The 12,608-nt window shown below is 70.6% G+C and carries 11 protein-coding genes; 6 read left to right on the top strand and 5 right to left on the bottom strand.

The features are described 5' to 3' along the window. Positions 1 to 78: 78 nt before the first annotated feature. Positions 79 to 2,820 (top strand): pyruvate dehydrogenase (acetyl-transferring), homodimeric type, encoded by a 2,742-nt coding sequence (gene aceE / locus ACGF8B_RS28715; protein WP_392744190.1) that lies wholly within the window; start codon positions 79 to 81, stop codon positions 2,818 to 2,820. A gap of 84 nt (positions 2,821 to 2,904) precedes the next feature. Here the strand turns inward: aceE and ACGF8B_RS28710 are convergent, their stop codons facing one another. Further along, entirely contained in the window at positions 2,905 to 3,282 is a 378-nt protein-coding gene (locus tag ACGF8B_RS28710) for a peptidase inhibitor family I36 protein (protein ID WP_392744187.1), read from the bottom strand. 187 nt (positions 3,283 to 3,469) lie between these two features. Further along, on the bottom strand, positions 3,470 to 5,080 hold the full coding sequence (locus tag ACGF8B_RS28705; protein ID WP_392744184.1) for an MFS transporter: 1,611 nt from the start codon (positions 5,078 to 5,080) through the stop codon (positions 3,470 to 3,472). 117 nt (positions 5,081 to 5,197) lie between these two features. On the opposite strand from ACGF8B_RS28705, the gene ACGF8B_RS28700 reads away from it, so the two are divergent. The 5 genes from ACGF8B_RS28700 to ACGF8B_RS28680 all read left to right on the top strand — a co-directional run bounded on the left by ACGF8B_RS28700 (position 5,198) and on the right by ACGF8B_RS28680 (position 10,530). After that, positions 5,198 to 5,869 carry a TetR family transcriptional regulator gene (locus tag ACGF8B_RS28700; RefSeq protein ID WP_392744182.1) on the top strand — a complete coding sequence of 224 codons (672 nt, stop codon included), beginning with the start codon at positions 5,198 to 5,200 and terminating at the stop codon, positions 5,867 to 5,869. A 251-nt stretch (positions 5,870 to 6,120) separates the two neighbouring features. Further along, entirely contained in the window at positions 6,121 to 7,332 is a 1,212-nt protein-coding gene (locus ACGF8B_RS28695; RefSeq protein ID WP_392744180.1) for an alpha/beta hydrolase, read from the top strand. Positions 7,333 to 7,418: 86 nt separating this feature from the next. Further along, entirely contained in the window at positions 7,419 to 8,387 is a 969-nt protein-coding gene (locus ACGF8B_RS28690) for a DUF4429 domain-containing protein (protein WP_392744177.1), read from the top strand. Between the two features lie 116 nt (positions 8,388 to 8,503). After that, positions 8,504 to 9,850 (top strand): sensor histidine kinase, encoded by a 1,347-nt coding sequence (locus ACGF8B_RS28685; RefSeq protein ID WP_392744176.1) that lies wholly within the window; start codon positions 8,504 to 8,506, stop codon positions 9,848 to 9,850. Continuing rightward, positions 9,847 to 10,530, top strand: a complete 684-nt coding sequence (locus ACGF8B_RS28680; RefSeq protein WP_124717856.1) for a response regulator transcription factor — start codon at positions 9,847 to 9,849, stop codon at positions 10,528 to 10,530. The genes ACGF8B_RS28685 and ACGF8B_RS28680 overlap by 4 nt, the downstream gene beginning before the upstream one ends. Before the next feature lie 72 nt (positions 10,531 to 10,602). Here the strand turns inward: ACGF8B_RS28680 and ACGF8B_RS28675 are convergent, their stop codons facing one another. From ACGF8B_RS28675 to ACGF8B_RS28665, 3 genes are all read right to left on the bottom strand, one after another. Beyond that, positions 10,603 to 10,926: a hypothetical protein gene (locus ACGF8B_RS28675; protein WP_392744174.1), complete on the bottom strand. Its 324-nt coding sequence runs from the start codon at positions 10,924 to 10,926 to the stop codon at positions 10,603 to 10,605. A gap of 112 nt (positions 10,927 to 11,038) precedes the next feature. Next, the gene (locus ACGF8B_RS28670; RefSeq protein ID WP_392744172.1) at positions 11,039 to 12,055 is read right to left on the bottom strand and encodes an aldo/keto reductase; all 1,017 of its coding nucleotides are present in this window, start codon (positions 12,053 to 12,055) and stop codon (positions 11,039 to 11,041) included. After that, complete coding sequence (locus tag ACGF8B_RS28665; protein WP_392744170.1) at positions 12,055 to 12,516, bottom strand: MerR family transcriptional regulator; 462 nt, start codon at positions 12,514 to 12,516, stop codon at positions 12,055 to 12,057. Before ACGF8B_RS28665 ends, ACGF8B_RS28670 begins: the two co-directional genes overlap by 1 nt. Positions 12,517 to 12,608 lie beyond the last annotated feature (92 nt).

The following is a 12,608-nucleotide window of genomic DNA, read 5'->3' as shown; positions in this document are numbered from 1 at the left end:
CGCACTTGCATACATCCCGGGGGCATGTTCTCCCTCAATCAGGCCCCGTAGAGCACCACCGAACAGCGAAGGAACAGCGTGGCTTCCGGATCCGATCGCAACCCGATCATCATTGGCGGCCTGCCGAGCCAGGTCCCGGACTTCGATCCCGAAGAGACCCAGGAATGGCTCGACTCGCTCGACGCCGCAGTCGACGAGCGAGGCCGCGAGCGGGCCCGTTACCTGATGCTCCGGCTCATCGAGCGTGCGCGCGAGAAGCGCGTCGCCGTGCCGGAGATGCGCAGTACGGACTACGTGAACACGATCGCCACCAAGGACGAGCCGTTCTTCCCCGGCGACGAGGAGATCGAGCGCAAGGTCCTCAACGCGACCCGCTGGAACGCGGCCGTGATGGTGTCGCGCGCCCAGCGCCCGGGGATCGGCGTCGGCGGTCACATCGCCACCTTCGCCTCCTCCGCCTCGCTGTACGACGTGGGCTTCAACCACTTCTTCCGGGGCAAGGACGACGGCCTGGGCGGCGACCAGATCTTCTTCCAGGGGCACGCGTCCCCGGGCATCTACGCCCGCGCCTTCCTGCTCGACCGGCTGAGCGAGGCGCAGCTCGACGCCTTCCGCCAGGAGAAGTCGAAGGCGCCCAACGGCCTGTCCAGCTATCCGCACCCGCGGCTGATGCCGGACTTCTGGGAGTTCCCGACCGTCTCGATGGGCCTCGGCCCGCTCGGCGCGATCTACCAGGCCCGGATGAACCGCTACATGGAGGCGCGCGGCATCGCCGACACCTCCAAGTCGCATGTCTGGGCGTATCTGGGCGACGGCGAGATGGACGAGCCCGAGTCTCTCGGCCAGCTCTCCATCGCCGCCCGCGAGGGCCTGGACAACCTCACCTTCGTGGTCAACTGCAACCTGCAGCGGCTCGACGGCCCGGTACGCGGCAACGGCAAGATCATCCAGGAGCTGGAGTCGCAGTTCCGCGGCGCCGGCTGGAACGTCATCAAGCTGGTCTGGGACCGCTCCTGGGACCCGCTGCTCGCGCAGGACCGCACGGGCATCCTGGTCAACAAGCTGAACACCACGCCGGACGGCCAGTTCCAGACGTACGCCACCGAGTCGGGCGCGTACATCCGCGACCACTTCTTCGGGGACGACCCGCGGCTGCGCGACATGGTCAAGGACATGACCGACGACCAGATCCTGCACCTGGGCCGCGGCGGTCACGACCACAAGAAGGTCTACGCGGCCTACGCGGCGGCCAAGGCCCACAAGGGCCAGCCGACGGTGATCCTGGCGCAGACGGTCAAGGGCTGGACCCTGGGGCCGAACTTCGAGGGCCGCAACGCGACCCACCAGATGAAGAAGCTCACGGTCGAGGACCTCAAGCGGTTCCGCGACCGGCTGCACATCCCGATCACGGACAAGCAGCTGGACGAGGGCTACCCGCCCTACTACCACCCGGGCCGCGACTCGGAGGAGATCCAGTACATGCACGACCGCCGCAAGGGTCTGGGCGGTTACGTCCCGACCCGTGTGGTGCGTGCGAAGCCGCTGGCCCTGCCCGAGGACAAGACGTACGCGACCGCGAAGAAGGGTTCCGGTCAGCAGTCGATCGCCACCACCATGGCGTTCGTCCGCATCCTGAAGGACCTCATGCGGGACAAGGAGATCGGCAAGCGTTTCGTGCTGATCGCGCCCGACGAGTACCGCACCTTCGGCATGGACGCCTTCTTCCCGAGCGCGAAGATCTACAACCCGCTGGGCCAGCAGTACGAGGCGGTGGACCGCGATCTGCTGCTCGCGTACAAGGAGTCTCCGACCGGCCAGATGCTGCACGACGGCATCTCGGAGGCCGGCTGCACGGCGTCGCTGATCGCCGCGGGTTCGGCGTACGCCACGCACGGCGAGCCGCTGATCCCGGTGTACGTCTTCTACTCGATGTTCGGTTTCCAGCGCACCGGTGACCAGTTCTGGCAGATGGCCGACCAGCTCGCGCGCGGCTTCGTGCTGGGCGCGACCGCCGGGCGTACGACGCTGACCGGTGAGGGTCTCCAGCACGCGGACGGCCACTCGCAGCTGCTCGCCTCGACCAACCCGGGCTGTGTCGCTTACGACCCGGCGTTCGGCTACGAGATCGCGCACATCGTCAAGGACGGTCTGCGCAGGATGTACGGCGGGACCCCCGAGGAGAACGAGGACGTCTTCTACTACCTCACGGTCTACAACGAGCCGATCCAGCACCCGGCCGAGCCCGAGAACGTGGACGTCGAGGGCATCCTCAAGGGCGTGTACCGCTTCAAGGCGGCCGACCGGGGCGAGATCCCGGCCCAGATCATGGCGTCCGGCGTGGCGGTCCCGTGGGCGGTCGAGGCGCAGCGGATCCTCGCCGAGGAGTGGAACGTCCGGGCGGACGTCTGGTCGGCGACCTCCTGGAACGAGCTGCGCCGCGAGGCCGTGGACGTGGAGCGGTACAACCTGCTGCACCCGGAGGAGGAGCAGCGCGTCCCGTATGTCACGCGGAAGCTCTCCGGCTCCGAGGGCCCGTTCGTGGCGGTCTCGGACTGGATGCGTTCGGTGCCGGACCAGATCGCGCGCTGGGTGCCCGGCGCGTACCAGTCGCTGGGTGCGGACGGCTTCGGCTTCGCCGACACCCGTGGCGCGGCCCGCCGGTTCTTCCACATCGACGCGCAGTCGATCGTCCTCGCGGTGCTCACCGAGCTCGCCAAGGAGAACCGGATCGACCGTTCGCTGCTGAAGAAGGCGATCGACCGGTACGAGCTGCTGGACGTCACCGCGGCCGACCCGGGCGCGGCCGGCGGCGACGCGTGACGACGACGCACGACGCATGAAGGGCGGCGGGGCCTGCTGGTCCCGCCGCCCTTCGGCGTATCCGGCCGGATCCCCGTCCTCCGGTCAGTTCTCCCAGACCTTGAAGGCCCTGACCTGGTACGGGGACCGGGGCACCCAGGTGCCGCCGCCCGGGTAGGTCTCGAACTCACCGGTCTCGGCGCATTCCGCCGACTGGTACGTGGTGACGGGGCGGCCGGTGCGGTTGGCGAGGGACTGGACGCTGCTGCCCTTCGGCAGCGGGACACAGCTCTCGATGTCGATCGTGGACAGCTCGTGGGTCCGGCGGGTGCCGGTGAACTCCGGATCGTCCCAGAGGCAGAGCTGTCCGGCGCCGCAGGATCCGGGCCGGACGGGCGCGGAGTGGGCGGCGCTCTCCGGGATCAGGGCGATGGCGGCCAGCGAGGCGGCGGCCAGGGTGGTGGCGAGAACGGTCGTGCGCATGGAAATCGACCCCCGTGGTGGTGCGAATCAGTTGCACGCACCCTGACCTGCGGGGCAATGCCCGGGGAAGGGGCCTTCGGGCACACCACCCGGATAGGCGACAGCCCCGCCGGAACGCTCCGGCGGGGCTGTCGTACGTACGGTGTTGACGCGTGGGCGCGTGCCCCGGCGTCCCGGTGGCGACCGGTCAGATGTGTCCGGCGCCCGCGCCCGCCTCGGCGTTCGCACCGCGCTTGGTGAGCGTGGCGACCAGCGCCGCGACGACGGCGACGATGCCGGCGACCATGAACGCCGTGCTCATCCCTGACACGAAGGTGTCATGGGCGACGCCCGCGATCTTCCCCGCGACCTCCGGCGGGACGTTCCCGCCCACCGGCGGGATGCCGACCTCGACGGCCGAGGACGCCTGGTCCAGCTGCTGCGGGCTCAGCGGCGGAAGCTCCGCCGCCTTCCAGTTGTCGGCGAGCTTGGAGTCGACCTGGGAGGCCATGACGGCGCCGAGCACCGCCGTGCCGAGGCTGCCGCCGACCTGCATGGCGGCCTGCTGGAGGCCGCCCGCGACGCCGGAGAGCTCCATCGGGGCGTTGCCGACGATGACCTCGGTGGCGCCGACCATCACCGGGGCGAGGCCGAGGCCGAGCAGACCGAACCAGATCGACATGGTGAGGGTGGAGGTGCCGATCTCCAGCTGGGACATGCCGAACATGGCGACCGCCGTGCACACCATGCCGCCGACCAGCGGGACCCGCGGGCCGAACTTGGTGATCATGGCGCCGGCCAGCGGCGAGGCGACGATCATCATGCCGGTCAGCGGCAGCAGGTGCAGACCGCTGTCGACCGGGCTCAGACCGTGCACGTTCTGGAGGTAGAAGGTGACGAAGAACAGCCCGCCCATGAACGCGAAGGCCATCAGCACCATCAGGACCGCGCCCGCGGACAGCGGCACGGACTTGAACATGGCGAGCGGGATCAGCGGTTCCCTGACGTTCTTCTGGGAGAGCGCGAAGACCACGAACAGGGCCACGGCGGCGCCCAGGAAGCCGAGCGTCCGGTAGTCGCCCCAGCCCCACTCGGAGCCCTTGATGAGCGCCCAGATCAGGCAGAACATCGCCTGCGACAGCAGCACGATGCCGCCGATGTCGAAGGAGCGCGGGGCGTTCTCGGCGCGGTGGTCCTTGAGGATCACCAGGCCCAGCAGCAGCGCGATCACACCGACCGGCACGTTGATGAAGAAGACGGACTGCCAGCTGACGTGCTCGACGAGCACGCCGCCGAGGATCGGACCACCGGCGGTCGAGGCACCGATCACCATGCCCCAGATGCCGATCGCCATGTTCAGCTTCTCGGCCGGGAAGGTGGCGCGCAGCAGGCCGAGCGCGGCGGGCATCAGCAGGGCGCCGAAGAGGCCCTGGAGCACCCGGAACACGATCACCAGGGCGACGCTGCCGGACAGGCCGATGGCCCCGGATGCCGCGGCGAAGCCCACGACGCCTATGAGGAAGGTCTGGCGGTGGCCGAACCGGTCACCGAGTTTGCCCGCGGTGATCAGGGAGACCGCGAGGGCGAGCATGTAGCCGTTGGTGATCCACTGGACGTCTGCGAGCGAGGCGTTCAGATCCTGCTGGATGGCGGGGTTGGCGATCGCGACGATCGTGCCGTCGAGCGCGACCATCATCACGCCGATGGCCACGGAGAAGAGCGTCAGCCAGGGGTGGCCGCGCAGCCCCTTGGCCGGTGCGGGAGCGACGGTTTCCTGTGGCTCCCGCGACGCCTTGTCGACGGTGGTCTGACTAGTCATGCCGGGGACACTAGTGTCAGCCACTGACAGTTGACAAACCATTTCACAAGACAGTAACTGTCACGTAGCTCACAGGTACGCTGAGCTGGACAAAGCAGGAGAAAGAAGGCCGGTTAAGTGACCGATGAGCAGCAGGCCGCGTATCCGACCGGACTGCGCGAACGGAAGAAGCGACGCACCCGGGACGCCCTGCTGCACGCCGCCCTCGATCTTTTCATCACACAGGGGTACGAGAAGACCACCGTCGACGAGATCGTCGAGGTGGCGGAGGTCTCCCAGCGCACCTTCTTCCGCTACTTCGCCGGCAAGGAGGAGGCCGCCTTCGCCATCCAGGAGATGGTGGAGTCGAGTTTCCTGGCGGAGCTGCGCCGGCGCCCCGCCGAGGAGGCCCCGTTCGAGGCGCTGCGCGGCGCGTTCCTGTGCGCCTGGAACAGCATCGGCGAGACGATCGAGGAACTCGTCACGGTCGAACTCCACATGCGTACCTACCGGATGATCGAATCGACCCCCTCACTGCTCGCCGCCCATCTGCGGCGGTGCGCGGCCATGGAGGACGAGATCGCGCTGCTGATCGCCGGCCGCGAGGGGCTCGACGTGGACGAGGACCCGCGGCCGAGGGTCCTCGTGGCGGCGTTCTTCGGGGTGATGCGGGTGACCGGTCAGCTCTGGGGGCGCGGCCGGGAGTCCGGCGTGGACTCACTGCGCGCCCTGACCGAGGCGTACCTGGACCAGCTCGGACCGGCGCTGGCCGGCAACTGGCGTACGGAATCCGGCGCGACGGCCGGGTAGCGGCGCGGGTCCGGGCAACACCCGCGCCCGCCCCGCCCGGTGTGCCGTACGCCTCAGCGGTTCGGCATGACCGACTTCACAACAGCCGTGCCCCGGCGGCCCGATGCGATCTCCGGGGGGCACTCCGCGCGCCTGAGCGTGCGTATGACAACCACACAGCGTGAAAAGCGTGGTACCGAATTCCCCGCAGCGGAGTGATGTGCGTCACCCTCTTCACGGCTGTCGTCGCGCGTCTCCTAATGTGGGCCGCAGTGACTTCCTTCGACTCCTCTCCCACGCTCACCGCATGGCGCGCGCTGCTCGCCGTCGCGGTCGTGTTCGTGATGCTGGCGACCACTGGCTGGACCGCCGTACGTCACCAACGCTCCGACGAGCCACGCACCGTCGCACTCGCCGCCTGGGCCCGGGGCCGGGTGGCGGGTCATGCGCTGCCGGACGCCGACGCGCCGCCGTACCGGCTGGCCCACTTCTTCGCCACGCTCACGGCCGCGCAGCGCGCCGGGCTGGCGGACAAGTACCCCTTGGTCGTGGGCAATCTGAACGGCGCCCCGGTGACTCTGCGCTACCGCGCCAACCGGCGGGCCGTGGGGCAGGCGCGGAAGGTCGAGCAGCGGCGCATGCACGATGTGCGACTCTCGCCCGAGGGCCGCGCCGAGGCGGTGCGCCGGATGCACCGCTTCGATTCGATGCTGGCCCGCGGCCGCCACTTCCTGGCCTTCGACCCGTCCGGGAAGGGCCGCGCCGCAGAGGTGTTCGGCAGTCTCGACCGGGCCGAGCGGATCTCCGTGATCGTCCCCGGCGTCGACACCAACCTGCTGACGCTGGAACGGCCCGAGCCCAAGGTGAACGCCGCCCCGGTCGGCATGGCGAAGTCGCTGTACGCGGCGGAGCGCGCCGCGCGCCCCGGCACCCGTACCGCCGTCATCGCCTGGGCCGACTACACCACGCCCGCCGGGATCGGCATGGACGCGGCGCTGGGCAACCTCGCCGAGCGCGGGGCGGTACGGCTGAACGCCCTGGTGGCGGCGCTGCCCGGCACCGCCCCCGTCTCGTTGTTCTGCCACAGTTACGGCTCGGTGCTGTGCGGGGTCGCCGCACACGAACTGCCCGCCAGGGTCGGCGACATCGCGGTGGCCGGCAGCCCCGGCATGCGGGTGGAGAACGCCGCGCAGCTGCGGACCGGGGCCAGGGTGTGGGCGATGCGCGATCGCGACGACTGGATCGAGGACGTGCCGAACCTGGAGTTCGGCGGTCTCGGTCACGGGGCGGACCCGGTCGACCCCGGCTTCGGCGCGCGGATCGTCTCGGCGGGCGACGCGGTCGGGCACAGTGGCTACTTCGAGCCGGGGACCGAGAGCCTCGGCAACTTCGCCGCCATCGGCACGGGATCCTACGAATCGGTGAGCTGCGCGCCCGCCGACGGCTCCTGCCATGAACGAATCACCGGAGGCCGGGCCGTCTGACGGGTGCAGGGGCCCTGGCGGGCCATCGAATCGCAGCGTGCGCCGAGGGGGGACGTGTGGGGCAAGTGCCGCATACGATGAGGCACATGGGTGATGTGCTGGCCGGAATTCATGCCACCTGGGAGTTCGACACCGACTCCGTGCTCATCCGCTTCGAACGGGGGATCCGCACGCCGAGGCTCTTCCAGAGCCTGCGGGAACGACGCGTCCCGCACGCGGCGCTGTCGTCGGTGACGCTGACCCCGGGCAAGCGGGGCACGGTGGTCCTGCGTGCCGTGCCGCGACCGGGCGCCGATCCGCTGGTCGAGGCCGCCGCGGGGCAGCTGAAGGACGGCTGTGATCCGTACCGGCTGGTGCTCCCCGCCGAGCGCGAGACGCTGGCCGAGTACTACGCGGACGAGCTGCGCGCCCGGCTCGGCCCCGACGCGGCGGAGCCCGCCGAACGGTTCCTGGTCGCGGCGCCCGAGGCACCGATGCAGTTCAAGGCGTACGACGGCCGGGCCGGCTTCGACGGGCACCGGGTCTCCTTCCGCTGGTTCTGGACGGGCGCCTCCACGGCGAAGTGGAAGGCCGGCGACCAGACGTTCCCGGTGACGGAGCTGAGCGGTGTCGAGTGGCGCTCGCCGGAGGCCTTCGAGGGCTATCTGCGGCTGGTGCCGAGGGGCCTGGAGGCCGCGGTCCCGGGACCGGTCGCGGGCGACGGGCCTGCCCGGAGCGGTGGTCCGGGTCCGGTCGCTGAGCCGGGCGCGGCGCACGGCCCGCAGCCGGTCGCGGCCGGCCCCACCCGGGCCGATCAGGACCCGGCCGCGGTGGTCTTCGGGCTCGGCTACGGCCCGGTCCACGAGTCGCTGCCGTTCGCCGCGGCCGTGCTGGAATCGGTGCGCAAAAACCATTCAGCCGCTGCCGTGCCCGCCGCCGTCCTGGCAGGCGCCGGACGGCGCGACCCGGCGGACATCGCGGAGCGGATCCGGCACCTCGGGGAGCTGCACCGGGCCGGTCTGGTGACGGACGACGAGTTCAGCGCCAAGAAGGCCCAGCTGCTCGCCGAGCTGTGAGCCCCGTGGCGGCCGCGGCGACCGGCGGGTAGTACCCCCGTACGAGAGGCCCGGCGGCGAACCGGAACCCTGGTATGACGCCACCGCGCCGGTCCGCTGCTTAGGCTGCTGCGGCCATGACGACCACCCCGCCGTACGTTCCGCCCGAGGCGCCGCCGCGCCCGCCGCCCGCCGCCGACGGGCTGGTGAGCGCCGCCCGCCGCAATCTGCGCGAGATGGCCCACGGCCTCGCCCACCCGTCCCATCCCCCGGTCCCGCCGCTCGCGAACGCGTCCAAACGGTGGCGGCGGCAGCTGCCGTACATCGCCGTCCTCGTCCTCGCGGCGATCTTCGTTCCGGTCACGCTCAATGTGCTGACCAACGAATACGGCATGGCCGAGGGGCTGGCCGGCCTGCTGGCCGTCGCCCAGGCGGCGCCGCTGCTGATGCTGGCGCACCGCCCGTTGCAGGCATGGTGGATCATCTTCCCCGCCGACGTCGTGGGGGCGCTGGTACTGCTGCGGTACCCGGAACCACTGATGGCCGTCTGGCCGTGGCCGCCGCCGACCCTGATCGCCTACCTCTTCGTGATGCTGGCGGTGGCCCTGCGCGAGACCCGCCGGACCGTGGTCTCCGTCTGGGCGCTGACCGCCGTGGCGAGCCTGGTCCTGCACCTGGGCGGCACGGACCGCAGCAACGGCACCGCGGGCCTGCTTCCGGCGCTCGGCGCGGTGTTCATGGTGATCGGTGCGGTGATACGTGAACGGGGCGACGCACAGCGCCGGCTCGCCGAGCAGGAGACCATCAGCGAGGCCGAGCGGGCGCAGCGCACGCTGCTGGAGGAGCGCACCAGGATCGCCCGTGAGCTGCACGACGTGGTCGCGCACCACATGTCCGTGATCACGGTCCAGGCCGACTCCGCGCCGTACCGGATCAGCGGGCTGCCCGAGGAGGCGCACGAGGAGTTCGCCGCGATCGCGGCGAGCGCCCGGGAGTCGCTGACGGAGATGCGGCGGCTGCTGACGCTGCTGCGCAGCGACGGCACGGAGGGCGAGCGGGCACCGCAGCCGGGGCTCGACCGGGTGCAGCAGCTGGTGGAGGCGACGGTGCGGGCGGGGCTGCCGGCCGAGCTGTCGCTGTCGGCCCGGCTGCCGGACGTGCCGCAGGCGGTGGACGTGTCGGCGTACCGGATCGTGCAGGAGGCACTGGCCAACGTGATCCGCCACGCCCCCGGGGCGCGGACCCGGATATCGGTCACCTCCGACGGCACGCATCTGACCGTCCTGGTGGTCAACGACCGTGCGCGGCAGCCCGATTCGCCGCTGGAGGCGTCCGGCACGGGGCACGGACTGGTCGGTATGCGGGAGCGCGTACGGTTGACCGGCGGCACGCTCGACACCGGACCGCTGCCCGGCGGTGGCTTCCGGGTGGCGGCGCGGCTGCCCCTCGATCCTGCTACGCCCCCGGCCCCGGAGGACTCTTGACCATTCGCGTGATCATCGTCGACGACCAGGCCATGGTGCGGGCGGGCTTCGCGGCGCTGCTCTCGGCGCAGAGCGACATCGATGTGGTCGGTGAGGCACCGGACGGGCGCCGGGGCGTCGAGGTCGGCCGCAGCACCCGTCCGGACGTGGTGCTGATGGATGTCCGGATGCCGGAGATGGACGGCCTGGCGGCGGCCCGCGAGCTGCTGAACCCGCCGGTGGGGGTGGTGCACCGGCCGAAGGTCCTGATGCTCACCACGTTCGACGTGGACGACTACGTGTACGAGGCGCTGCGCGCCGGGGCGTCCGGCTTCCTGCTGAAGGACGCGCCGCCGGCCGACCTGATCTCGGCGGTGCGGGTGGTCGCGGCGGGCGAGGCGCTGCTCGCGCCGTCCGTGACGCGCCGGCTGATAGCGGACTTCGCCCGGCAGGGCCCGACCGGGGCCACCCGAAGCGGCCAGTCGCTGCGGCTGAACGGGCTGACTCCGCGCGAGACGGAGGTGCTGGAGCTGATCGCGCGGGGCCTGTCCAACCAGGAGATCGCGGGGAAGCTGGTACTGGCCGAGCAGACCGTGAAGACGCACATCGGCCGGGTCCTGGCCAAGCTGGACCTGCGGGACCGGGCACAGGCGGTGATCTTCGCGTACGAGGCGGGGGTGGTGGTGCCGGGCGAGGGGTGAAGCCTCGGCCACCCGACGTCCCGGCTGTGCGACGTCCTGGTTGTGCGACGTCCCGGCTGTGCGACGTCCCGGTTATTTGTCGAAGACGAACATGATGTTGTTGTCGTCCAGATATTTGATGTCGATCTCGCAGCCCTTTTGGAGCCTCGACGAGTAGAAGGCGGAAACGGTGTCCCTGCCTTCCACCTCCTTGGTCACGCCGTCCTCGGTCCAGGAGAGCCGGTACTTGATGTTGGCGGATCCGCCGTCGTTGGAGCCGAGGAGACGGACGTCCTCGACCAGGGCCCGGATGTCCCGCCCCTGTGACCGAATTCTGCTGTCGCGTCTGAAGAGATGAACGATGTAGGAAATGCTGCCGCCGACGAGAACAATGGAAATAACGACGACGAACACCATGGCCGCACCCCTCGTACAAACATTGCCGTACCGCAATTCGCCACCATCATTCACCACGGCGCCGGAGCCCGGGGGCCCGGGGGTGCGCCGGGCCCCGGGCCGCCGTACGCGGCTACTCGCGGGCGGCGGACGTCGAGCTCATGTCCGGGTAGCGGTCCCCCGCCACCAGCCCCGCGATCGGCTCCAGCTGTGCCAGCTCCCCGTCGGTCAGCGTGAGCCGGGTGGCGGCCACGTTCTCCAGCAGCCGGCTGCTCCTGCGGGTGCCCGGGATCGGCACCACGGTCAGCCCGTGCACCTGGGCCCGCTGCTGCACCCAGGCGAGCGCCACCTGCGCGGCCGACGCCCCGTGCGCCGCCGCGATCTTGTGGACGGGCTCCAGCAGGGCGGCGTTCGTCTTCGCGTTCTCGCCGGTGAAGCGGGGCTGGAACTTACGGAAGTCGCCTTCCGACAGCTCCTTGCCCGCGTCCGTGAACGCCCCGGTCAGGAACCCCCGGCCGAGCGGCGAGTACGGCACGAGCGTCACCCCGAGCTCGACGGCGGCCGGTACGGCACTGCGCTCGATGTCCCGGCTGAAGAGCGACCACTCGGACTGGAGGGCGGCGATGGGGTGCACCGCGTGCGCCTCGCGCAGCTCCGCGCCGGTCACCTCGCTCAGCCCGAGCTGCTTGACCTTGCCCTGCCGGACCAGCTCGGCCATCGCGCCGACGGACTCGGCCAGCGGGACGGCCGGGTCGCGGCGGTGCATGTAGTAGAGGTCGATGACGTCGGTGTTCAGCCGGCGCAGGCTGTCCTCGACGGCCTTGCGGATGTACGCGGCGTCGTTGCGCACGCCCCGGTAGTGCGGGTCGTCGTCCTTGCGCTCGATGGCGTACTTCGTGGCGAGCGTGATCTCGTCCCGGTGCGCCCCGACGAACGGGGCGAGGAAGGTCTCGTTGGCGCCGCTGCCGTAGATGTCGGCCGTGTCGAAGAGGGTGACGCCGGCCGCCAGCGCCGTCTCCAGCGTCTCGCGGGCGGCGGGTTCGTCGGTGTCGCCGTAGAACTCGCTCATGCCCATGCAGCCGAGTCCCTGCACGCCGACCTGCGGGCCGCCGTCGCCGAGCTCCACGGTGGTGATCTTGTCGTCAGTCATCAGGCACTGGGCCTCTCCGGCGCCCGACGGGCGCCCGCATAGAAGTCGATCTTGTAGTCGAGCACGGCCAGGGTGTCCTGGAGCTCCGCGATCCGCGTGATCACATCGCGGCGGGTCGCCTCCAGCAGCTCCTGCCGGTCCTCGAAGGTGTGCTCACCCTCGCGCAGCAGCTCCGCGTACCGGACCATGTCGGCGACCGGCATCCCGGTCAGCCGCAGCTTGCCGACGAAGTCCAGCCAGTCCAGGTCGCGGTTGGTGAAGCGGCGCTGGCCGGTGTGGGACCGGTCGACGTGCGGCATCAGCCCGATCCGCTCGTACCAGCGCAGGGTGTGCGCGGTGAGCCCGGTGAAGGCCGCGACCTCACTGATGGTGTACCGGTCCTGACCCTCGGGGCGCAAAGGCGTCTGCGGGGCCGTGGCGCAGGCGTCCACCTTCGCGGAAGTGCTCTCCATCACCGTCATGCCCTCCACGCTAGAACCTTGGAGTGCACTCTAGGCAAGCGCGATCGGGGACGGGTCCCGGCGGACCACCGGCCACCGCCTCCTCGCCGTTC

This window comes from Streptomyces sp. NPDC047917, from assembly GCF_043204345.1.
GTDB classification, from domain to species: domain Bacteria; phylum Actinomycetota; class Actinomycetes; order Streptomycetales; family Streptomycetaceae; genus Streptomyces; species Streptomyces sanglieri.
The sequence above is the reverse complement of the archived record's forward strand: the minus strand, read 5'-3'. Positions and strand labels throughout refer to the sequence as shown.